A 23,046-nucleotide genomic window follows, 5' to 3' on the forward strand; every position below is an offset into this window, starting at 1 on the left:
TGAATGAAAGTGGCGCAGCCGGTAACTACCGTTGCGCCGCGCTTGTTGCACTACCCTATATCCCGTAGTATCACTACTTCTGTCCATAATTTAATCAAACAAAAATGCCGAAAATTTCCGCATGCCTTCTGGCCTGGGTACTTTGTTGCCTTTCTGCAATGGTGCTGGCCCAAGGATACGAGCAGCTTTACAGCGACTACCGCGGCAGCCTCTACCAGATTCGCCTGATCGAAAAATCCTCCAACTCCAAAGCCGGTCTCGGTTCCGGGTTCCAAATCTCAGCTGATGGGTTACTTGCCACCAATTACCATGTAGTCGCTCAGGCCGTCAGTGATCCTGAAAAATACACTCTGGAGTATCTATCCACTGACGGCACTAAAGGCACACTGGAGTTGCTGGATATAGATGTAGTGAACGATCTGGCCCTACTGCGCCAGGACAATCCAGGTAAGGAGTATCTTCAACTTGCCACCGACACCCCCAAGAAGGGTGAAACCATTGTTTCACTCGGCAACCCTTTGGATCTGGGTATGACACTGATTCCAGGCACCTACAATGGTATTGCCGGCGGCAGTTTTTATGATCGTATCCACTTCGCCGGTTCCATCAACCCAGGAATGAGTGGCGGCCCAGCAATCAATACCCGAGGCCAAGTGGTAGGTATTAATGTCGCCACTGCTGGAAATCAAGTGAGCTTCCTGGTACCAGTAGATAAGCTATCCACGCTAGTAGAGCACTACCATCAGCGCGACGAAGCCCTGGACTTAAAGGCTGTGACGTACCAGCAGCTTGTCGACAACCAGCAGCGAATTATCAACTCCATCCTGCAGGCCGACTGGAAACGCCGTTCGCTTGGTGAAGCAAAGGTAGTTGGGGAAATCGTGCCGGCCATTAAGTGCTGGGGCAATACGCAGGATGATGACGATAGCCCTATAAAGCGCATCGACAAGGGCTGCACTGGGCAAGATGTTATTTTCCTTTCTGACGAGTTCAATACCGGCAGAGTGGAGTATGAATTTTTCTGGCTGGAGGCCGACAACTTGCTGCCTGCACGCTTTTACGCAGAATATGAACAACAAATGAGCACGTTTTATCCTGGCAACAGCGCTGGCGAAGAAGACGTAACTAATTTCCACTGTCGCCAGGGCTTTACTTCGCAACCGCGTACTGGCAATGGCCCGGTATCAAAACCAGACCGCAGTAAAAAACCACTGATTGCGCGTACCAGTTATTGCGTAAGACGTTATAAAGATTTTCCCAATTTATATGACATCTTCTTTCTGAGCCTCAGTGTGGACCAGAAAAACCGTGCACTGGTGAGCCACTTTACCCTCTCTGGTTTTACCCAGGAGTCCGCCGACGCCTTTACCGAGAAGTTCACGAGCGAGATCCAATGGCACTGATTATTGAAGAACTCAACCGTGCCCATCGGGTACAAATGCGTTACTGCATGGATGGGGAAAAATTCACTCTGGGTCGCGCTTTCAGCAACGATGCTATCCTAGAAGATATTCACGCCGATGGCCGCCACGCTGAAATACGCCATGAAGAAGACGGCAGCTACGTTCTGCATGACCTTAATTCAGTTAATGGCAGCCAGCTATTAGGTAACCTGCAGGACAAGTCGGTCAAGCCTGGAGAAATCTCCTCACATCAGATTACCTCTGGGGATATAGTGCAATGTGGCAAATCCCGGCTGCGCCTGTTCTACTCTGATGATGCTGTGCCAGCAGCTACCCCACTGCACTCTCTGGAAAGTTTGTTTTCAGGCCTATCCCGCCCCTTGAACGCCATATTGCTAGTATTGGCTGTGGCCTGCTCCACGGTGCTACTCAGTTACCTCAACTATGCACGTAGCTATGAATGGACACTTGCCATCAATATATTGGCAAGTGCTACCATCGGCCTGGTGATTTATGCCGGTGCATGGGCTTTCATTGGCAGAGTGGTAAAACATGAAACCCACTTCTTTGCCCACCTGTCTATCGCCGCTATAGGCGCCCTAAGCTATACCGTTTGGGAGTGGTTCAGTGGGGTGTTGAACTACAACTTCGCTATCGGCGATATGATGGAGGCTCTCGACTTCCTCGTGCTCGCGATCATTCTGCCAGCCATGCTCTGGTGTGCCTGCTACCTGGCCACCAATCTTGGACGCGGCTGGCGTTGGGCTGTATCGATGGTATTACCCATCGGCTTTTTAGGGCTCAGCCTGGTTGAAAGCCTCAGCAAGCTCAATGATTTCAGTGAGGCACCGGAGATTTCCACCGAACTCAAGTACGATAATATGCTGCTACGTAGACCGGTGCCGATGCAGGATTTTATCGCCGGCTCAACAGCACTATTTGATATTGCCATCGAGAAAGAAGAGTCGGAACCGGGGAACATGGACAGCTCTACCGAGGAAGACACAAGCAGCAACGCGGAGGTTGGGCAATGAACAAGTCATTTTGGAGCCCTGGACTGGAGCAACTGGAACCTTATACTCCAGGCGAACAAGCCAATAGTAAAAACCTGGTCAAGCTCAATACTAATGAGAACCCTTACCCTGCCTCGCCGGGGGCGCTCTCACTATTAGCACAAGGCGATTTCGCTGATGCTCTGCGTCGATACCCGGATCCGGAATCCCTTGAGTTACGCGAAGCTATTGCGGAGCGCTACGATCTCAATAGCAATCAAATATTTGTAGGCAATGGCTCAGATGAAGTCCTTGCGCTGAGTTTCTACAGTTTTTTCCGTCGCAGCGACCCTCTGCTATTCCCCGATATCACCTACAGCTTTTATCCGGTGTACTGCCAGCTTTTTGATATAGAACCTAAAACCATCCCTCTACGCGAGGATTTCACCCTTGCTGTAGAGGACTATGCCGGTAATGCCGGGGGTATCATTATTCCCAACCCCAACGCACCAACTGGCCGCTACTTACCACTCGATCAAATCAAAGAGTTATTGCGCCTGCATTCAGAACGGGTAGTAATTATTGACGAAGCCTATATCGATTTTGGCGGAGAAAGTGCCACCCAGTTGATTGATCAATACCCTAATTTATTGGTGATCCACACCCTATCCAAGTCCTATGCCTTGGCCGGCCTGCGCCTCGGTTTTGCAATGGGACAGGAACATTTGATTGAGGGATTGCTTCGCGCCAAGAACTCCTTTAACTCTTATCCAATAGACTCCATTGCCCAACAGGTTGCAACCGCCGCAATACGCGATCGCGCCTGGCATGCAGATAACTGCGGCAAGGTCATCGCTACGCGCCAGCGTAGTGGGGCAGCCTTACAGGAGCTGGGCTTCCAGGTCGTGCCTTCCAAGGCAAATTTCATTCTGGCGAAGCCACCGGAGCCAGGGGCTGAAGCCCTATACCTGGCACTGCGTGAGCGGAATATCCTGGTGCGCTACTTCAACAAGCCCCGTATCAGTGATTACCTGAGAATTTCCATTGGCACAGATGATGAAATGGACCAGCTTATACGGAACTGCAAAGAGATACTTGCGTCACAGAGCTAGCAGGCAACCTGTCTATACTCGTCGGGTCCGCTTAACTGCGATCCGACTACAGTGACTTACCGGTAACATGGGAACTATGTACTTTCCATCAACGTCCCCCTCCATCAAACACCCCAGGTTGATTGCCCGCGCCCTGGCCATTACCTCAATCGTTCTCAGCAGCATCGCCCAGGCCAACCCCTGGGAAGAAACTGAAAAGCCCAGCGCTCAGGCGGCCTCCAGCATTGGCACCTACACCAATGGCTGCCTTGCGGGGGGAGAAACCCTGCCCTTGCGCGGTGAGGGTTATCAACTGGTGCGCACAGGCCGCGAACGCCATTTTGCGCACCCGGATACTATCGCCTTCCTAAAAGACTTTTCGCAAAGTGTGGCACAGAATGATCTGGGCAGAATCCAGATTGGCGATATGTCCATGGCCCGCGGCGGCCCCTTTGGCAGCGGTGGGCATAGCAGCCACCAAACCGGCCTGGATGTGGATATCTGGTACTCCCAGGATCGGCGTGCTGCCAAGCGACCACTCACGCAGTGGGAGCGCGATAATATCTCCGCTATTCCTCTGGCAGATGCAAAAAAACATCGCCTTATTGACGAAAACTGGGATGAGCGAGTCCCCAAAATCCTGCGTATGGCAGCAGAAGACCAGAGGGTGGAACGTATCTTTGTACATCCCACAATCAAGCGCCAGTTGTGTGAAGTTGTGGGCAGGGATAACGAATGGCTGCGCAAAGTGCGCCCCTGGTGGGGACATAACTATCACTTCCATGTACGCTTGGCTTGCCCCGAGGGAAGCAGCGATTGCAAACCCCAGGCACCGGTGCGAACAGATCCCTGTGGCAACGACCTGGACTGGTGGTTTAGCGAGGAATTCTACGCAATACTAAACGGCACCAAGCCCCAACCGACAAAGCCCAAACCTAAGACGATGCCGCAGCAATGCCAGCAGGTACTATTGGCACCCCCTGCCGGCACCACGACGGAATAAATCTATGATCAACACTTTGCTTATCTGTGGCGGTGGCGGCAGCGAGCACGAAGTGTCCCTGCGTACCGCGGATTTTATTGAAGCGCAGCTGACACAAGCCGAAGATATTGCCCTGAAGCGGGTGGAAATGGATGCAAGTGGCTGCCTCACCGATAAACAGGGCCGGGTTTACCATATCTTTTACGACCGCAAGATTCGTGATGAAGAGGGCAATGCCTGGAACGTCGATTACGTTATTCCCTCCATCCACGGTTACCCCGGTGAGACAGGCGACCTGCAATCCCAGCTGGATATGTTTGGTATCCCCTACTTCGGGTCCGCACCTGAAGCCAGCAAAATTTGCTTTAACAAAATCAAAACCAAGATGTGGCTGAGTGCGCTGGGAATAGACAACACACCCTATCTTTTTTTGCACAGCATGGAAGCTGAGGAGCTGAATAAAGCTCACGCAGCGCTGGAGGAGTGGGAGGCGATATTTGTAAAGGCCTCCAACCAGGGTTCCTCAGTAGGTTGCTTCAAAATTACTCGCAAGGAAGAATTAGTAAGCGCAATTGAAGAAGCCTTTACTCTCTCCCCCTATGTTTTGATAGAAAAAGCCTTGAATGCGCGTGAACTGGAAGTGGCGGTCTATACCTTTGAGCAAGAACTAATCGCCACTCGTCCCGGCGAAGTACGCGCTCCATCAGATACTTTTTACACTTATAAAGAAAAATATGCTGCTGGCAGCCGCGCTGAAACTTTTATTGAAGCGGAGGGACTGAGCGAAGAACAACTGGAATGGATTCGAGAAGTTTCGATGCGTACTTTTAAAGCCTTAAAGCTAAAAGATTTGTCCCGTATCGACTTTTTCCTGACCGATAATAACGAGCTTTACCTCAATGAGGTAAACACTTTTCCAGGTATGACACCCAACTCCATGTTCCCAAAAATGATGGAGAACTATGGCCACGATTTTACCGAATACCTGACAGGCCTGATTCGTGCTGCAGTATCTGAATCGATACAGGATCGGTAGTTAGAAAATAGTTATTAACCGTTCGAAATCTGAAAAACCAAAAGGGGCAATAGGCCCCTTTTTATATCTGACATTTATTTTACTTTTCCAATCTATCTGCCAATCAGAGGTGTAACCATCCCTGCTGCCTGCGCCGAGAGAACTGACCACGCAAGAATTCCATTTGGTCACCTCGAATACGCTCACTGTTAATTAGCGCCAGGTATTCCGCCGCATTTGGGCAAAATGGCAATGCCAATAATTCCATATCAATGTCTTCCAACAAATGACTTCCTTTGTGCTGATTACAACGCCTGCAAGCTGTTACCACATTTTCCCAGGAATCCAAGCCTCCTTTGGATACAGGCATAACATGATCACGGGTCAGATCGATAGATTTAAAGGGCACGCCACAGTACAGGCAGGTGTGAGCATCACGAAAAAATAGCGCCCGGTTTGTCAGTGGAGGTCGGATGCGCGGGCGCGCCATTCTGGCACCACCACAGGCAATGATTGCCGCCAGATCCAATGTGGAACGCTTACCGCTACGATTGAAACCACCACGTACCCGCTGCACAATCCCCCCGAGTGACCATGTGACCAAATCCCGCACATACAGGCAGGAAGCCTCCTGCCATGTAAGCCATTCCAGTGGCTGCCCTGCCAAATTCAGGCGTAAAATTCTTGCTTGCATGACCTCGCCTCCCCGCAGTCAAACGGAAAAACCCGACTCGTACCGAAAGTCATCACAGCCAGCAGGCTAAATAATTTTAAAAATTGGCTGTTTGTATACAGGCAACCTTGATAGGCCGGATAGAAAGGTTTGGGATGGGATTCAATCTGTAAGAGAGATTTCAGTGTTGAAAAAATAAAAACTATGACAGGAAAAGTGCAATAACCTGCAAATAATTTCACCGACAAGAAAACAGCACCCCAACAACTCGATGATGTCTGGGGCAAAATGGGCACTGCTGAAAGTAGATTACTGAATGCGCCACCCTCCGCCAGCCCGAGCAATTTTGGCCGGCCTATCATTATTAAAGCGGATAAATATTACAAATTCCAGACAGCTGAAGCCACCATCAAGAGTAAACTCACTCTCTTAAACCGTCCGAGGAGTGGAACAGAAAAACATTAATAGATTTTATTTAAATAAAAATGTGAGGAAGTTTGGGCACAATAATTAAAACACCGCCCAGGCAATCCGGCCCGGGCGGTGCGTCTCACAGGATGGTGCCCATATCCTTAGGGCGAGCGGCGCAATCCATTTATCCTTTGCCGCAGAGGTGCAGTCCCTTTTGCGTCCCTGCCAGTTAATTATGGACATCAAGCGAGAAAAAAGTAGGGGTAATCTGCTGAAATTTGTGTAAGACATATCTCACAAAGTGAAATATTTCCTTCACAAAGGAGGGGGAGACCCTGTAGACACGCTGTGGTAAAACAAGGGTAATTAGGTGAGCGCGGCCACTATAAACACCTTTATTTCAAGTGCAATCCAATTAGGGAAAATAACGTTGAAATATACGCTAATTTTTTTGCTTATCTTTACCACTGTAGTTTCAGGCGCCTTATCCGCAGTTGCTTCAGGAATAAGTGTTCCTTGGCGCCAACTTTTTGGTGGCATTAAAACTACCGAGCAGCAGGTTTTAAGTGGGCTCTCAAACGCTCAGGGATACAATCTTCAACTATTTGCCGACGATGTTCCCGGGGCACGCTGGCTGGTGATCACCCGCTCAGGCGACATCCTCGTCTCGCAGCCAAAAAAGGGACAGGTATCTCTGCTATCCCCAGACCGTAACGGCGACGGACAAGCGGATGCCCAGCGGGTATTAATCGATAACTTAAACCGGCCCCACGGTCTAGCTCTATATGAAAACTGGCTTTATATCGCAGAGAGCGATGCCGTTGGGCGGGTTCCACTCGATCATTCCGATGGGCGCCTTGCTGGAAGTTACCAAAGGATTATCGAAAACCTGGAGGACAGCGGTCACTGGACCAAAACCATTGAAATGGGTCCAGACGGCTGGCTTTATCTGAGCAGCGGTTCCAGCTGCAACGTCTGCATCGAGAAAGACCCACGGCGCGCCACGATAATGCGTATGCGGCCAGATGGCAGTGACTTTAAAATCCTTGCCACTGGACTGCGCAATAGCGTTGGATTCGACTGGTCCCCAAAAGATGGCGGTTTATATGCCACAGACAATGGCCGCGACTGGCTCGGCGACGACCTCCCACCCGATGAGCTCAACCTAATTCGGCCAGACAAGTTCTATGGCTGGCCCTATGCCTATGGAGACCGGATACCCGACCCAGATTTCATTGGTGATGAAAACCCGACAGTAAAAGAGATGATCGCATCCTCAGTTCCTCCGGTACACGAATTTGCCGCACATAATGCGCCATTGGGTATTCGCTTCCTGCGCAGCCCGGAACAACCGGAAGACTACCGGGGGGCAGCTCTCGTAGCCCTGCACGGCTCTTGGAATCGCAGCGTCAAAGACGGTTACAAAGTGGTATCCCTACACTGGGATGAAAGTGGGGATATCACCCAGCGGGATTTCCTTTGGGGGTTTCTCAGTGACGATCGCAAAGAAGTTTCTGGTCGACCAGTGGCCATTGCTGAAGATAGCCAGGGCTCAATTTATATTACCGACGACTACGCCGGGGCGATTTACCACCTGTCTCCCGGTAGCATGCTAAAAGCCTCGGCCCCCTATCCTCTCAAGGTCACTAATAATACTCCCAGAAAACCACCTACAATAGACTCCGACGCCGCTCGCGAAGGCAAAGCCCTCTACCAGGATCATGACTGCGCTCATTGCCACCAACAACAAGTGCCCTTGAAAGAACTGAGCAAAAAATACACTTTGGAGACACTTGCCAGTTATTTCGATGCACCGACGCCTCCTATGCCTAGATACAACTTTACGGATCAGCAGAAAAAAGCACTGGCCCATTACCTGTTATCTCTCGAGGCCCTGAGATAGCTCATCTACTAGGAAGCGAGTGCACTCTAATTGACCCTTGTCGCGCCAGCGGCTAAGGTTGCCTCGGAATTAAGAGGCGATGCTATGGCGGCAAAGAAAAAATCAGCAACTTTTGAAGAAAGCCTGGAGGCCCTGGAAGAATTGGTGGAACGCCTTGAGGCCGGAGACCTGCCTCTTGAAGAGGCCCTGGCTGACTTCGAACGTGGAGTAAAGCTCACCCGTGAGTGCCAGAAAAAACTGGCCAGCGCCGAGCAGAAGGTCAAACTGCTGATGGAAGAGAGCGGTAATATTCGCGAGCTACCATTCGATACCGATGATTCCGCGGATGATGCCTGAGTGAGTAGTAAAACCGCACCCGTAACACTGCGGGCCTTTCTCCATGATGCAGCCACAAGGGTTGAAGCACGAATCAAGGAAGTCCTCAAGCAACCTGCCCCCAATGCCGAAAAACTCTTTGAGGCTATGCGCTATGCCGCATTGGGCCCAGGCAAACGCCTGCGTCCGGCCCTGGTATATGCCAGTGCCAAAGTCTTTTATGGAGTAGATTTTGATCCAGCTAAATGTGATGCAACCGCGGCGGCCCTAGAGTGTATTCACGCCTACTCCCTGGTCCACGATGACCTACCAGCAATGGATAACGACGATCTGCGCCGGGGCCGCCCTACCTGTCATATCGCCTTTGACGAAGCCACAGCAATCCTTGCCGGCGATGCACTTCAAACCCAAGCATTTGAACTGCTACTGGCAGATAACACTGAGCCTGCACTCAAGTTACAACTTTTACAGGAGCTGACGACAGCGTCTGGCAGCCGGGGAATGGTTGCGGGCCAGGCTATCGACCTGGACTCTGTAAACAAAACCCTTACTCTGGAACAACTGGAGCCTATGCATCGCCTGAAAACTGGCATGCTGATCTGCGCCAGTGCACGAATGGGTGCTCTACTCGGTGGCGCCAACAGTGTCCAGCTACAAACTATTAGTCACTATGCGCAAGCTATTGGCCTGGCTTTCCAGGTACAGGACGATATCCTCGATATCACTGCAGATACTGAGGTTTTAGGTAAGCCCCAGGGTGCAGACGCGCTGCTGAACAAACCTACTTATGTCTCCCTTCTTGGCGTAGATGGCGCTCGGGAGAAGTTGCAGGGACTGCACAACCAGGCCCTTGATGCCCTGGTTACACTGCCTGGCGATACCTCATTACTGCGAGAGCTCACTGATTATATCGTCCAGCGCAGCCACTAGAGTGGGGCGTCCGTCCCCCTTTGGGATGCAATATGCCTGTCACGGGCATACAATCCCCCTCACTATCATTATCTGTAGCCATTGATACGATTGATGCTCGAAGACATTCCACGCTCACGCCCTCATACGCCGCTGCTCGACTCTATCGACGAGCCAGCCCAACTGCGCGCGCTTGACGAACGCCAGTTGCCCGAACTCGCCAACCAGCTGCGCGAATACCTGTTGTACTGTGTCGGCCAAACCGGCGGACACTTCGGCGCCGGTCTCGGCGTGGTGGAACTGACTATCGCCCTCCACTATATCTATAACACTCCAGAAGACCGCCTGGTGTGGGATGTAGGCCACCAGACCTACCCGCACAAGATTCTCACAGGTCGCCGCGAACAGATGCTCACCATGCGCCAGCAGGGCGGCCTATCAGGCTTCCCCAAGCGCAGCGAGAGCCCCTACGACACTTTCGGAGTCGGTCACTCCAGTACCTCTATCGGCGCGGCCCTGGGTATGGCCCTGGGCTCCCCCGATGAGCGTAAAGTCGTAGCGGTTATCGGAGACGGCGCCATGACCGCAGGTATGGCCTTCGAGGCGCTCAATCACGCATCTCATACCGGTCGGGATATGTTGGTTGTTCTCAATGACAACAGTATGTCGATCTCGAAAAACGTCGGCGGACTGGCCACCTATTTTGCCAAGATCCTTGCCAGCAAGACCTACCTCAATATGCGCGAGGGCAGCCGCAAGATCCTGTCTGCGATACCCAAGGCCTGGCAGCTGGCACGACGTACAGAAGAGCACGTCAAGGGCATGATTACCCCTGGTACACTTTTCGAGGAACTGGGATTCAACTATGTCGGCCCACTGGATGGCCATAATATGCACGATCTGGTGCACACCCTGCGCAACCTGCGCAGCCAGCCCGGTCCCCAGCTACTGCATATAGCCACAACCAAGGGCAAGGGCTTCGGTCCGGCGGAGGCCGACCCTGTCGGATACCATGCACTGAACAAACTGGAACCGGAGAGTAAAGTTCAAGTTGCAGTGCCAGGTAAAAAGAAGCTGCCCAAATATCAGGATATCTTCGGCCAGTGGCTGTGTGACACTGCCGCCCAGGATGAGCGGCTTATAGCTATTACACCCGCCATGTGTGAGGGCTCCGGCATGGTGGAGTTTTCCAAACGTTTTCCACAGCGCTTCCAAGACGTAGCCATTGCCGAGCAGCACGCTGTTACTCTCGCCGCCGGCCTCGCCTGCGAGGGCCAAAAGCCGGTTGTGGCCATTTACTCTACTTTCCTGCAGCGCGGCTATGACCAAATGGTGCATGATGTTGCCATCCAAAACCTGGATGTCACCTTCGCCATCGACCGCGCCGGCCTTGTTGGTGAAGATGGCCCAACCCATGCAGGCAGCTTCGATCTGACCTTTATGCGCTGCCTGCCCTATCTCGCCATCGCAGCGCCCAGCGACGAAAACGAGTGCCGCCAGTTACTGTATACCGCCTACTGCCACAATGGCCCCGCCGCTGTGCGTTATCCGCGCGGTACCGGCATGGGCGCTACGATCGAAGAAGAGATGCGAGAGCTTCCCATCGGCAAGGGCCGTTTACTCCGCGAGGGCAGCGGCGTGGCGATATTGAATTTCGGTACCCTGCTAGCCCCCGCTATGGCAGCTGCGGAGCGCCTTGGCGCCACTCTCGCCGATATGCGCTGGGTCAAACCATTGGATGAGTCGCTCATTGACGAGCTGGCGGATAGCCACCAATTGCTGGTGACCATCGAAGAGAACACCATTGCCGGTGGAGCCGGCAGCGCAGTGCTTGAGTACCTTAATGCTACTGCCAGAACCATGCCTGTATTGCAGTTAGGCCTGCCAGACCAAATTATCGAGCACGGTAAGCATAAGGACCTGCTCGCCGGAATCGGTCTTGATGCTGCCGGAATTGAAGAGCAGATACATCGCCGGCTGCAGATACTTAACCAACACAACTTCAAGGGGCGCACGGCAGCGGCCAACTAATCGGGTTCGTTCCAGGACCTTCCCAGTCCAACGAACCAATAACTTCAATAGTGTGTCCAGCTTTATTCAGGTACTGCGGGCGCGACTGGGGCTTTTTACTGGCCCTTTTTCTATCAATTTCTGCTTGGATTCGGGGGAAAGATGTCGTTTTTTAAAAAAGCCCTTGTCACTTCCATAGGCCTGCTTGCCAGTTTCAGTGCTACCGCCATGGACCAGAAAGCTTTCAGAAAGGCCTTTAAAGCCCTTCCCTCTGAGAATGCCTCGGAGCAGTTGATAGCTTTGCAAGACTTCCGCTACCGGTGGATTATGGAAAGCTATCCCAGCATGGCCACCTACGAAGGCTACCCCGGACAGAATGACCGCTGGGTGGACAACTCAAAGAGAGGCATCGAAGTTCGGCAGGAACAGACCCGTCGACTTTTAGGTGCTACTCGCAATCTAGATGCCAGCGAGTTGCCCGAAAAGCAACAACTGGACTACCAGTTGCTTTACCAGGATTTACTCGGTGAAGTAAAAGGCTTCCAGTTTCCCGATCACCTACAGCCTGTGACCCATATGAGCGGTATCCAGCGCAGCGTGCCAGCTGTGCTAATTAGTATGCCGCGCCGCTCGGTGGCCGATTACGAGGATATCCTGGCTCGATTGGAGAAGCTGCCAACCCTGGTTGAGCAAACCCAGGAATTGATGCGTGAGGGACTCAGGAGGGAAATTACTCCACCACAGATTACCCTGCGTGATTTACCGAGGCAGATCCGCGCCCTGATTCCAGCAACTCCGGAACAGAGCCCGCTGCTTAAGGTCTTCGCAGACATGCCAAAGGGCATTCCGGTTGCCAGGCAACAGAGCCTGCGCCAACGTGCTCTGGATATCTACAACAAGCAGTTAATGCCGGCCTGGCGGAAAATGGCTGAATTTATCGAGCGTGACTATATCCCCGGTGCGCAGAAAAATATCGCTCTTAGCAGCCGCAATGACGGCCTGCGCTGGTACGCCTATAAGGTTGAGCAAAACACCACTACAGAACTAAGCCCTGAGGAAATCCACCGCATAGGGTTGGCCGAAGTCAAGCGTATCCGTGCAGAGATGCAAGCTGTCATGCAAAAGACTGGCTTCCAGGGAGACTTCAAGGCCTTTACCGAATTCCTGCGCACTGATCCACGCTTTTACCACACCAGCCGTGAGGCCCTGTTAAGAGACTACCGGGATATTGCCAAGCGCATCGATGGCGAGCTGCCCGCGCTGTTTGGCACCCTGCCCAGATTGCCCTATGGAGTTAAACCCATTCCCAGCTACTCGGAGCAGTCACAAACCACGGCCTATTACCTGCCAGGCTCCAACGAGGCTGGCCGCGCAGGTATTTTCTTTGCCAACACCTACAACCTGCCCAGCCGGCCCAAGTGGGAAATGGAGGCGCTGACGGTACACGAGGCAATGCCTGGCCATCACTTACAGATTGCCCTGGCCCAGGAGCAAAGTGATATTCACCCACTGCGACGCATGGCTCTCTATACCGCTTTTGTGGAAGGCTGGGGCCTCTACTCCGAGAGCCTCGGATATGACCTGGGTTTGTACAAAGATCCCTATAGCGAGTTTGGTGCACTGACCTACGATATGTGGCGCGCCGTGCGCCTGGTTGTAGACACCGGCATGCATCAACTGGGCTGGAGCCGTGAGCAGGCAATTGGTTATTTTATGGAAAATAGTGCCAAGCCTCTGCACGATGTCACCGTGGAAATTGACCGCTACCTGGTTTGGCCAGGACAGGCACTGGCCTATAAATTAGGGCAGTTAAAAATTAAAGAGCTACGTGCAAAAGCAGAAGAAGAGCTAGACAATAATTTTGACATCCGCAGCTTCCACGACGCCCTTCTTGGCGCCGGCGCGCTGCCCTTAAATATTCTCGAGACACGAATGAACAGCTGGATTGAAAGTCAGGGCTCTGCATCGGCTCAGGCAACTCCCCCAGCAACATCGCAAGCATCGGCGGGCTAGAGAAACTAAAAGGGCAGGAATTCCCTGCCCTTTTTTATGACTGAAGTCTCCGCTAAAAGCCCTCTAATCACCACTCGGAAGATACTGACAAATATATTGAGCGTGGCTCCCCTGGAAAGTATCTGTCCCCAACAAAGCTGCTGTAGTCCGCTCGCTCTGCGTAGGCCTTATTGGTAAGGTTTAACGCCCTTATAGAAAGAGCCCAGCGATCAAATACCCACTCGGCCCGCAGGTTCAACAAATTGTGCCCGGAATATTCATGCTGATTTTGGGGATCTGTGAAGTAGCGCGCCTGATGTAACCATTCCAGCTCAGCGGTTATCTCTTGCCGGGGTTGCCATTGCAGGCGATAGCTACCGAAAGCCCTGGGGGCTGAATCCACAAGATTGCCATCCAGTAACACTCCCTGCAGCTCTCGCTCATCACGGTAGCGGTGCTCCGCATAACTGGAGGATGTCTCCAGTCGCCAGCTCTGGGAAAATGCATAGCCAAGCGCCATCTCCACACCGCGATGTGAGGTTTTCCCACTGGATTGGTTAAAGTACTCCGTATCCCGAAAAATTACATTGCGCTTGCGCATTCCATAAGCCACAAGTTCATAGGAAAGGTGCTCTTTAAGAATTCGCACCCCCAGTTCAATACTGCTGATTTGTTCAGAATCCAATTCGGCAACAGTTTGTTCTCGCTGTAAACGATAAAGTTCTGTTGCTTGGGGAACCCGATATCCTTGGGCCATATTGACAAAAAACTGCAAGCCAGGTTTGAGATCGTAAGTAGCTCCTAGTTTGGGCGACCAATTCTGGAAGCTGTCTTTGCGGTCTTCTGGCCGGCTAAACCTACAGCCACCAAAGCCACAAGGGAGACCATCCTCGGCCGTACGGCCAGACAGCATTTTATTATTGTAGTCATACTGTACCGATTCTAAACGTACGCCGCTGTAGAGCTTTAAAGTATCGGTAGCATTCCAGGTAGCCAAAGTAAAAGGGGCAACGCTGTAAGCATCTACTTGATAGTCATAGTGCTTACCTACGGGGATAGTCTCCCGTAAAAAACCCGATCCCTCTGTTGGCTCTTTCTGGAGTTCTCGTAAATAGCCTTGGGTAAATTCCATATCTAGCCCCATTACTATTTCCAGGTTGCCTGCCCTGGTAAAGAAATAGCTGCTTCGCAGGCCGATACTCTCCTGGCCATTTTCTTCCAACGCCTGCCCCGGTAAATAGTGCTGTAGAAAACGCATATCTGTTTTTCTAAGATAAGGGGCCAGTGATAGCTTTTTCCCCGAGCCCAAATCAATATCGAGAATAGAGTAAAGCCGTACCGCGGAGGCATCGCGGAATGCTTCTGGGTTCGGGTTTTCCCTGTCCCTCCGATCATCCCGATAGACATTGTATCCTTCGATATAACCCGCTGTTTCCTGATTTAAATTCGTGACTGCCAGACGAGAACGGATCTGTGTCTGCGCTGTAGAAACAGAGTGCAAAAGACTGAGCTTTTGCTGGTCATAACCAGAGTGGTCCCTATAGCCACCATCAGATGCCAGGGAAAGATCTGCTCGTACTCTGCCTTCGTTAGAAAGATCAGATTCAGCTGAAATACTGGTTCGATAGTAATCATGGGGGCCACCTTCAAAACCTAAAGTTCCAGAAAAGGCTTTTGTATTTTCTTCAATTTCCGGACTCAGAATATTCACGACACCATGCATAGCATTGGAACCATACAGAGTGCCGGCTGGTCCGCGAATAACTTCAACTCGCTGTGCCACTTCACTATGGGATTCAAACAACTCATTTATATTGCAGAATCCATTTGCCCGCAGAGGGATGCCATCCTCCATTGTCAGCACACTGCCACAGGCTCCAGCCCCTGACAGTACTGGCGAACGCAATGCGGGCAAATATTCCAGACCGTTGCCTCTTGCCACATTGGCCCCAGGGACTCGCGCTAAACTTTGCTGGATATGATTGTGCTTAATCAGCTTTAATTCCTGACCGGCAACCATAGAGAAGCTTTCAGGATACTCCTGAAGCTGTTTTTCAACACGACTAGCTGTAACGACGACAGATTCGATATTCGCTTGGTCGGACCAAGCCACCTGGCTGACCGACAATAGTATTAGCCCCAGACTCCTGATTTTTTTTAACATGCTTCCAGCTTGATTCTCCTTCGATTACAGTCAACCATACAGGACCTGGGCAGAGTTTTCCCATTCTCTCCCTTCCCACTATCAAATTCCCCTTTCCGCCTTAGCCTATCAAGCTCCCAGTCAAAACCTGTGCCAATGTAAAAACACGCAGTAGCGACACCCCACCGGCATATTAGTCGATCAATTTTCTCTAAACTCTTAAGTAAAGTGGCAGTTAGCTATTCTCCGACCTAACCTCCAAAAGGAGGATGAAATAGGAATTTTTTAAAAATTACGTTTTAAGAGGAAAAGCATGGCCTGGTTCTACCTATTGTTGGCTGGTCTTTGTGAGATTGGTTGGGTACTGGGGCTGAAAATATCCCAGGAGGTATCTACCCGCCTGCTGGGTGTTGTAATGGCTGTTGTGTTTATTGGCCTCAGCGGATTTTTACTGTGGTTGGCCCAGCGGGAAATCCCCATTGGAGTTTCCTATGCGGTTTGGACAAGTATCGGAGCGGCCGGTGCCTTTCTGATGGGAATCGTTTTCTTTGGTGAGACGGCCAGCCTCGGTCGATATCTCGGGGTACTGCTAATTATCGTCGGGGTTGTCACATTAAAACTGGCTCGCTAGCTTACATAACAGTTTTGAAGGGCAGCTAATGCTGCCCTTCTATCCCTGGTTGCATACCACTTATAAAAATTAGAGATTCAGGAGTTACTTTCCATCCTCCCCGTGATACTTGCGCTTACGCGCCTGGTTTTGCACAGATCGATACATCTGGGATAGCGCTCTCTCCCCCGCCCGTTTCTGCGCCAGAGTTTGACCGTTACGGCTTAGTTCCTGTTGCAGTTTTTGCCAATTGCGCAGGCGCCGCCCATCCAGCGAACCGCCCGTTATCGCCTCTTGTACCGCACAGCCTGGCTCTGACTGGTGCCGGCAGTCAGAGAAGCGACACTCCCTGGCCAAGGCCTCAATATCGGAGAAAGTCTCCGCCACGCCACCTTCAACATGCACCAACCCCAGCTCCCGCATTCCAGGGCTATCGAGTAACAGCGCCCCCCAACTCAGGGAGTGAAGAGAGCGTTTCCGTGTGGTGTGGCGCCCTTTGCTGTCAGCTTCACGAATGGTCCCAGTCTCAGCCAGAGATTCGCCAGACAGCGCATTTAGCAAAGTGGACTTACCCACTCCAGAAGAACCTAACAGCGCGATAGTTTCCCCAGGTAAGCACCACTGGCGCAGCTGTGCCACGCTCTCTCGATCCAGGCTATTTACCATTGCAACAGGTAATTCACCGAATGGGCGCAATGCCTGAAGAAAAGGGGCAGTATCTTCACACAGGTCGGCCTTAGTCAGTATCAGGTGGGGGCGGCAACCGGACTCCCGTGCCAGAGCCAAATAGCGCTCAATACGTGAGAGGTTAAAGTCCTCATTCAGGGACGAAACAATAAAAACACTATCGACATTGGCAGCGATCATCTGCACCTGATGCCCCCCAGGTGCCATGCGCTCAAACTGGCTGCTGCGGCTCAACAAACGCACAAAATATCCACTGCTCTTCTCTAACAACAGCCAATCCCCCACCGTCGGCAAATTAGCAACAAGACTCCCGGTTAGGGGAAGGGACACAGCCCCCTGCTCGCCGGCCAATTCCAGGCGACCGCGGTGTACAGCCATAACCCGCAGCGGCAAACACTGTTCGAGTTCTTCGAGCGTCACCTGCTGTTGGAAAAAAGACTTCCAGCCGAGCTTTTGTAGCGGAGAAGCTTCCCGCTCAATTTTGATAGATGGGGATTTAGTGCCGAATCTGTTAACAGACCGGCGGGTAAAGTGAGATTTACTCAAGATTGAAACCCTCTGGGCGCAACAAAGCACCAAGCGACCGCAGATACGCGGCCAACAGAGCTTTCTCAGGGAAAGCCCGACGTCTAGGAATCTATCGCCGGGCGTGGGCAGCTGGAGGCTGCTACTGGACCCGACGGAGGGTTGCAACAATCATCAATCATCCTCCGCAGTTATTGAGTTCTGGACTCCGCCATAGTACCTGGCGGGTTATGGGCAAATTAGCACTACCCGGGGATAGGAGCAAGGATAATCCCGGGAAGCCTCTTAGTAATTGCCCCGCCACAAAAAGCAAAGCCGGCAAAAGCCGGCCTTCGAATCCGATTACAGCGAGTGCATCACCTTTCTCGACTCACCATAACCCGATCAGCTGAGTATAGATCCGGCTTTTTCTTTCGCCATCACGTTTACTCGAGAAGCATCTTCTCCTGCGGGTATTTCCACCAAGTGACGAATCTATAAAGGTTTTATGACACCCCCAACCACCTCCCCCAGACCTCCACCTCCTCGGGGTGGGAGGCCGTCAATGCGTGACTGCGATTCAATACCAACTGAGAGAACCGCAACAAGTACAACAAAAAATGGGAAGCGCTATGCCAACAACAAAATTTACAGGACCCGGCACAAGGGCCGGGCTGATTCTGGGGGCTGTCTTCTGCTCCATCCAAATACCGGTGTGGGCATCTGACACACCAGATCCCACAGAGGTCAATATTCCCGGCAACCTACAAAGCCAACTGGGCTGCGATGGCGACTGGCAACCAGGTTGTGTCGCCACCCTGCTCCGCTATGACAGCGAAGACGACAAATGGCAAGGCAACTTTTTGATACCCGGCGGCAACTGGGAGTACAAAGCCGCTCTCAACAATAGCTGGGATGAAAATTATGGCTGGGGCGGCCAGCGGGACGGCGGTAATATTTCCCTTAGCCTGGATGAGGCTCGCGAAGTTAAATTTATCTACGACCACGAGAGTCACTGGATCACCGACAACCACAATAGCGTGGTCGCCACTGTAGCCGGCAACTTCCAATCCCTGCTCGGGTGCCCGGGAGACTGGCAACCCAGTTGCCTGCGCAGCTGGATGCAGGATGCCGATGGAGATGGCACCTACACCTTTATCACCTCAGCGCTGCCTGCCGGTTCCTATGAATTCAAGGTAGCCCTGCACGAAGGCTGGGAGGAGAGCTACGGCAACAATGGAGCCAACGTCAGCTTTACCGTGGCCGCCGATTACGACGAAATCTATTTTGCTTTTGATTCGAATAGTAAAGAAGTCACCGTCAGCAGTGATGGCTTCGCCAAGGGTGACCTGAGCAGCGATAAAGCGCACTGGGTGGATACCAGCAGCTTTGCCTGGGATATCCAGGTGCAGGAAGGCACCAAGGTTAAATTGCACTACAGCAACAGCACCGAGCTAAAACTGGAGGACGGTGATATCCGTTCCGATGGCACCATCGATCTCACCCCTCTCGCCACCCTGCCCGACAGCGCCCAACAAAAATTCCCGCACCTGGCCAGTTTCAGTGCCTGGCAATTGCCGGGGCAGGCTTCCACTAGTGATCTGGTAACCCAGCAGCTCGCCCTCGCCGCTTACGATGCGGAGGGCACGTTACTGGATGCGACTGGTGTGCAGATGGCAGGCGCGCTCGATGATCGCTTCTACTACGACGGTGAACTCGGTGCCCGTGTCGGCGAGGAGAATATCCAGCTCGATCTTTGGGCTCCCACCGCACGGGCAGTAAAGCTGCACCTGTTTACAGACTCCAGCAGCGATAGCGCCGATCAGGTGGTATCCATGCTGCGCGATGAATCTACCGGGGTTTGGAGTGCCGATATCGATAAGCAGTGGGACCGCAGCTTTTACCTCTACGAGGTCGAGGTGTATTCCTACTTCAGCCGCCAGATTGAAACCAACCTGGTCACCGACCCCTACTCCCTGAGTCTCTCCATCAATAGCGGCAAAAGCCAGATCGTCAACCTGAATGACCGGGACCTGATGCCGCGCGGTTGGGACCGCCTGCGCAAGCCCAAGTTAACCCAGCCGGAAGATATCAGTGTCTACGAGCTGCACGTACGCGATTTCAGTATTGCGGATCAAACTGTCCCCGAAGCAGAGCGCGGCACCTTCAAGGCTTTCACCCGCAAGCACAGCGACGGCATGCGCCACCTCAATAAACTGGCCCGCGCCGGCCTCACCCATATCCACCTGCTGCCGGCCTTTGACTTTGCCACAGTAAATGAAGATCACACGCAGCAGCAGCAAACCCCGGACCTCTCAGACTACGCATCGGACAGCAGCGAGCAGCAGGCCCAGGTAGATGCGATTCGCGATACCGATGGCTTTAACTGGGGCTACGATCCATTGCACTACACGGTCCCCGAAGGCAGCTATAGCAGCGCTCCCGATGGACCTGCGCGCATTCGCGAATTCCGTCAAATGGTGCAAGGGTTATCTCACTCCGGCCTGCGACTGGTGATGGACGTGGTTTACAACCACACCAGCTCCTATGGCCAATACGACAACTCCGTACTCGATAAAATCGTCCCCGGCTATTATCACCGCCGCAATCTGGAGGGCGGTGTGGAAATGAGCAGCTGCTGCGCCAACACCGCCAGTGAGCACGCCATGATGGAAAAGCTGATGATCGATTCCCTGGTCACCTGGGCCCAGGCCTATAAGGTGGACAGCTTCCGTTTCGATCTGATGGGACACCACAGCCTCGACAATATCCTCAAGGCGCAAGCGGCATTGCAATCACTGACCCCGGCAGCCGATGGTGTCGATGGCAACGCTATCTACTTGTACGGCGAGGGCTGGAATTTTGGCGAGGTGGCTGACGATGCTCGCTTTGTACAGGCCCGCCAGGGCAATATGGCGGGCAGCGGTATAGGCACTTTTAACGATCGCCTGCGCGATTCCGTGCGTGGCGGCAACCCCTTCGGAGGCTTTGAGGAGCAGGGCTTTGGTACCGGTCTGTTCACCGACAGCAACGGCAAGTTTGAGGGAGAAGATGAGCGTGCCACACTGCTAACCCTGACAGATAAAGTCCGCGTTTCCCTCGCCGGCAACCTGGCGGATTATCCTTTTGAAGATGCCAACGGCAATATCATTACCGGCAGCGAGCTGGTCTATAACGGCCAGCCCACCGGCTATACCGCCGACCCGCAGGAATCCATTAATTATATTGCCGCCCACGACAACGAGACGCTGTTCGACGGAGTACAGATCAAAGCCAGCGACAGCGCCGACTTGGCTGAACGAGTGCGTATCCAGGCATTCAGTAATTCCCTGGTTCTGTTCGCCCAGGGAGTGCCGTTTATCCACGCAGGCCAGGATTTCCTGCGCTCAAAGTCGATGGATCGGGACAGTTACAATTCCGGTGACTGGTTTAATGCACTGGACTTCAGCCTCGCCACCGATAATTGGGGTATAGGTTTGCCTATCGCCGATAAAAACGAAGATAACTGGTCCCTGATGCAACCTTTACTGGCAAACCCGGAATTGGCTCCCGAGCGCCGGCACCGCTTGTGGAGCTCCGCTCTATTCCGCGAGCAGCTGGCGATTCGCAACAGCTCTCCCCTGTTCCGCTTGTCTGATGCAGAGTCCGTAGAGGCACACCTCAATTTCCTCAACACCGGACCCGGCCAGATTCCTGGGCTGATTGTGATGGAGTTATCCGATGCCAATGGCAACATCGATCGCCGCTTTGAACGTATTGTGGTGCTGTTTAATGGCGATGACGAATCATTAGAATTTAGCAGCGAAAACCTCATTGGTGAGTACCTGTTCAAGCACCCACGTCAGCGTCGCTCTGTAGACTCACGCCTGTACAAAGTGAAATTTGATAGGAGCAGCGGCACCTTTACTCTGCCCGGCCGAACTACCGCAGTATTTGTGCAGCCACGCCGCAGATATTAATTCTCCACAGATTAAAAAAGGCCGGATTTTCCGGTCTTTTTTTGGATTTTTTAGAAACTTTTTTCCGGCTCTCACCAAGTAATAAACCCATAATTGTCATATTCCGCAGATTGATTTAGCTTGTGCTTAAATAATAAATAGGTACACAAATCATGAAGCGTTTCCTTCTCTGCGGTATCGCAGTGACTCTTTTCTCTTCCTCAGTGCTGGCAGAAACCATTATCCACGCAGGCACACTCCTCGCTGTTCCCGGTAAAAAACCTTTAAAAGAGCAAAGCGTAATAATCGAGGATGGCAGGATTACTTCCATCAGCCCTGGTTATGTGAACAGAGATGATGCCGAAGTCATTGATCTTAGGGAAAGCTTCGTAATGCCGGGCTTAATGGATATGCACGTTCACCTGCAAAATGAGCTGGGCCCCCAAAATGATTCCGAAACCCTTAAGATGTCCATGCCACTGACCCAAATGCGCTCGCAAATGTTTGGCATGCGTATTCTGAAATCTGGTTTCACCACTGTGCGCGATGCGGGTAATAGCGGTGAAGAAATGTATGCAATGCGCGATGCAATCAACAATGGCTGGGTAGATGGCCCACGTATTATTGCAGCCGGCGGAGTGGGTATTACCGGAGGGCATGCAGATATCAGTGGGGTCAGCCCCGAGTTAATGGCGTTGCATGACGACAAAACCAGAACTGTATGCGACGGCCCCTACGATTGCCGCCGTGCGACCCGTCATGCGATCAAATACGGCGCTGACTTTATCAAGATTACCTCTACCGGTGGTGTACTTACCGATCGCGCTACAGGTACCGGCCAGCAGATGGAAATGGATGAGCTAAAAGAGGTGGTCCTGGCAGCCCAGCGTATGGGGCGCAAGGTAGCCAGTCATGCGCACCAGGAAGAAGGCATTATTGCCGCATTGGAGGCTGGTGTAGACAGTATTGAGCACGGAACCTACGCGGGCCCCCGCGCCCACAGGCTATTTAAAGAAACCGGCGCCTACCTGGTTCCGACCCTTCTCGCCGGTGATACCGTGGTACAGCTGGCAAAAAATACCGATGTTTTATCTGAGGCTCAGAAGGAAAAAGCCATACGTGTTGGCACGGACATGCGCGGCAATTTCCGTAAAGCGGTCGATGCCGGAGTAAAAATTGCTTTCGGCACCGACTCAGGTGTATCCAAACACGGCATCAATGCCCGCGAGGCGGTCCTGATGAGTGAAGCCGGTATGGATAATATGGCCATCCTGCAATCCGCTACCGTTAACGCCGCCGACCTGATCGATATGAGCGATTCACTGGGCACCATTGAGTCCGGTAAGTATGCCGATATTATCGCCACCGATGGCTCGCCACTCGATAATATCGATGAACTTTTAGATGTGGATTTTGTGATGAAAGGGGGCAAGGTCTTTAAGAATTAAAAGCCTCTGAATAGTTTAAA

At 52.3% G+C, this 23,046-nt stretch carries 16 protein-coding genes; 13 read left to right on the forward strand and 3 right to left on the reverse strand.

Annotation, left to right across the window (positions count from 1 at the left end; translation table 11 throughout):
* Positions 1-104 precede the first annotated feature (104 nt).
* The 5 genes from ACJJI7_RS03500 to ACJJI7_RS03520 all read left to right on the forward strand — a co-directional run bounded on the left by ACJJI7_RS03500 (position 105) and on the right by ACJJI7_RS03520 (position 5,504).
* Positions 105-1,403, forward strand: a complete 1,299-nt coding sequence (locus ACJJI7_RS03500) for a S1C family serine protease (protein ID WP_282952428.1) — start codon at positions 105-107, stop codon at positions 1,401-1,403.
* Complete coding sequence (locus tag ACJJI7_RS03505; protein WP_282952427.1) at positions 1,394-2,437, forward strand: FHA domain-containing protein; 1,044 nt, start codon at positions 1,394-1,396, stop codon at positions 2,435-2,437. The genes ACJJI7_RS03500 and ACJJI7_RS03505 overlap by 10 nt, the downstream gene beginning before the upstream one ends.
* Positions 2,434-3,507, forward strand: coding sequence for a histidinol-phosphate transaminase (hisC, locus tag ACJJI7_RS03510; protein WP_020414529.1), 1,074 nt, complete (start codon positions 2,434-2,436; stop codon positions 3,505-3,507). The genes ACJJI7_RS03505 and hisC overlap by 4 nt, the downstream gene beginning before the upstream one ends.
* Before the next feature lie 76 nt (positions 3,508-3,583).
* On the forward strand, positions 3,584-4,489 hold the full coding sequence (gene mepA / locus ACJJI7_RS03515) for a penicillin-insensitive murein endopeptidase (protein WP_353375658.1): 906 nt from the start codon (positions 3,584-3,586) through the stop codon (positions 4,487-4,489).
* Positions 4,490-4,493: 4 nt separating this feature from the next.
* A complete protein-coding gene (locus tag ACJJI7_RS03520; protein ID WP_444900959.1) occupies positions 4,494-5,504 on the forward strand; it encodes a D-alanine--D-alanine ligase in 1,011 nt (336 codons plus the stop codon).
* Between the two features lie 103 nt (positions 5,505-5,607).
* Here the strand turns inward: ACJJI7_RS03520 and ACJJI7_RS03525 are convergent, their stop codons facing one another.
* Positions 5,608-6,177: an HNH endonuclease gene (locus ACJJI7_RS03525; protein WP_353375656.1), complete on the reverse strand. Its 570-nt coding sequence runs from the start codon at positions 6,175-6,177 to the stop codon at positions 5,608-5,610.
* An 820-nt stretch (positions 6,178-6,997) separates the two neighbouring features.
* Between ACJJI7_RS03525 and ACJJI7_RS03530 the strand changes: the two genes are divergently transcribed.
* From ACJJI7_RS03530 to ACJJI7_RS03550, 5 genes are all read left to right on the forward strand, one after another.
* A complete protein-coding gene (locus ACJJI7_RS03530) occupies positions 6,998-8,470 on the forward strand; it encodes a DUF7133 domain-containing protein (RefSeq protein WP_444900958.1) in 1,473 nt (490 codons plus the stop codon).
* A 30-nt stretch (positions 8,471-8,500) separates the two neighbouring features.
* The gene (locus ACJJI7_RS03535) at positions 8,501-8,806 is read left to right on the forward strand and encodes an exodeoxyribonuclease VII small subunit (RefSeq protein ID WP_444900957.1); all 306 of its coding nucleotides are present in this window, start codon (positions 8,501-8,503) and stop codon (positions 8,804-8,806) included.
* Entirely contained in the window at positions 8,807-9,715 is a 909-nt protein-coding gene (locus ACJJI7_RS03540) for a polyprenyl synthetase family protein (protein WP_444900956.1), read from the forward strand.
* 93 nt (positions 9,716-9,808) lie between these two features.
* Positions 9,809-11,725 (forward strand): 1-deoxy-D-xylulose-5-phosphate synthase, encoded by a 1,917-nt coding sequence (dxs, locus tag ACJJI7_RS03545; protein WP_282952420.1) that lies wholly within the window; start codon positions 9,809-9,811, stop codon positions 11,723-11,725.
* A 141-nt stretch (positions 11,726-11,866) separates the two neighbouring features.
* Positions 11,867-13,717 (forward strand): DUF885 domain-containing protein, encoded by a 1,851-nt coding sequence (locus ACJJI7_RS03550; RefSeq protein WP_444900955.1) that lies wholly within the window; start codon positions 11,867-11,869, stop codon positions 13,715-13,717.
* 67 nt (positions 13,718-13,784) lie between these two features.
* On the opposite strand, the gene ACJJI7_RS03555 is transcribed toward ACJJI7_RS03550, so the two are convergent.
* Positions 13,785-15,860 (reverse strand): TonB-dependent receptor, encoded by a 2,076-nt coding sequence (locus ACJJI7_RS03555; RefSeq protein WP_282952418.1) that lies wholly within the window; start codon positions 15,858-15,860, stop codon positions 13,785-13,787.
* A gap of 292 nt (positions 15,861-16,152) precedes the next feature.
* On the opposite strand from ACJJI7_RS03555, the gene ACJJI7_RS03560 reads away from it, so the two are divergent.
* A complete protein-coding gene (locus tag ACJJI7_RS03560; RefSeq protein WP_020414519.1) occupies positions 16,153-16,470 on the forward strand; it encodes a DMT family transporter in 318 nt (105 codons plus the stop codon).
* Positions 16,471-16,554: 84 nt separating this feature from the next.
* Here the strand turns inward: ACJJI7_RS03560 and rsgA are convergent, their stop codons facing one another.
* Entirely contained in the window at positions 16,555-17,682 is a 1,128-nt protein-coding gene (gene rsgA, locus ACJJI7_RS03565) for a ribosome small subunit-dependent GTPase A (RefSeq protein WP_353375651.1), read from the reverse strand.
* A gap of 590 nt (positions 17,683-18,272) precedes the next feature.
* Between rsgA and pulA the strand changes: the two genes are divergently transcribed.
* Together pulA and ACJJI7_RS03575 are read left to right on the forward strand one after the other, a co-directional pair.
* Entirely contained in the window at positions 18,273-21,599 is a 3,327-nt protein-coding gene (gene pulA / locus ACJJI7_RS03570; RefSeq protein ID WP_444900954.1) for a pullulanase-type alpha-1,6-glucosidase, read from the forward strand.
* A gap of 152 nt (positions 21,600-21,751) precedes the next feature.
* The gene (locus ACJJI7_RS03575) at positions 21,752-23,026 is read left to right on the forward strand and encodes a metal-dependent hydrolase family protein (RefSeq protein WP_020414516.1); all 1,275 of its coding nucleotides are present in this window, start codon (positions 21,752-21,754) and stop codon (positions 23,024-23,026) included.
* The last annotated feature ends 20 nt before the right edge of the window (positions 23,027-23,046 follow it).

This window comes from Microbulbifer variabilis (assembly GCF_056232115.1).

What these genes read in the sequence shown, in the direction of transcription:
- ACJJI7_RS03500 (WP_282952428.1), top strand. Translation starts at nt 105, where the DNA reads ATGCCGAAAATTTCCGCATGCCTTCTGGCCTGGGTACTTTGTTGCCTT.
- ACJJI7_RS03505 (WP_282952427.1), top strand. Translation starts at nt 1,394, where the DNA reads ATGGCACTGATTATTGAAGAACTCAACCGTGCCCATCGGGTACAAATG.
- hisC (WP_020414529.1), top strand. Translation starts at nt 2,434, where the DNA reads ATGAACAAGTCATTTTGGAGCCCTGGACTGGAGCAACTGGAACCTTAT.
- mepA (WP_353375658.1), top strand. Translation starts at nt 3,584, where the DNA reads ATGTACTTTCCATCAACGTCCCCCTCCATCAAACACCCCAGGTTGATT.
- ACJJI7_RS03520 (WP_444900959.1), top strand. Translation starts at nt 4,494, where the DNA reads ATGATCAACACTTTGCTTATCTGTGGCGGTGGCGGCAGCGAGCACGAA.
- ACJJI7_RS03525 (WP_353375656.1), bottom strand. Translation starts at nt 6,177, where the DNA reads ATGCAAGCAAGAATTTTACGCCTGAATTTGGCAGGGCAGCCACTGGAA.
- dxs (WP_282952420.1), top strand. Translation starts at nt 9,809, where the DNA reads ATGCTCGAAGACATTCCACGCTCACGCCCTCATACGCCGCTGCTCGAC.
- ACJJI7_RS03550 (WP_444900955.1), top strand. Translation starts at nt 11,867, where the DNA reads ATGTCGTTTTTTAAAAAAGCCCTTGTCACTTCCATAGGCCTGCTTGCC.
- ACJJI7_RS03555 (WP_282952418.1), bottom strand. Translation starts at nt 15,860, where the DNA reads ATGTTAAAAAAAATCAGGAGTCTGGGGCTAATACTATTGTCGGTCAGC.
- ACJJI7_RS03560 (WP_020414519.1), top strand. Translation starts at nt 16,153, where the DNA reads ATGGCCTGGTTCTACCTATTGTTGGCTGGTCTTTGTGAGATTGGTTGG.
- pulA (WP_444900954.1), top strand. Translation starts at nt 18,273, where the DNA reads ATGCCAACAACAAAATTTACAGGACCCGGCACAAGGGCCGGGCTGATT.
- ACJJI7_RS03575 (WP_020414516.1), top strand. Translation starts at nt 21,752, where the DNA reads ATGAAGCGTTTCCTTCTCTGCGGTATCGCAGTGACTCTTTTCTCTTCC.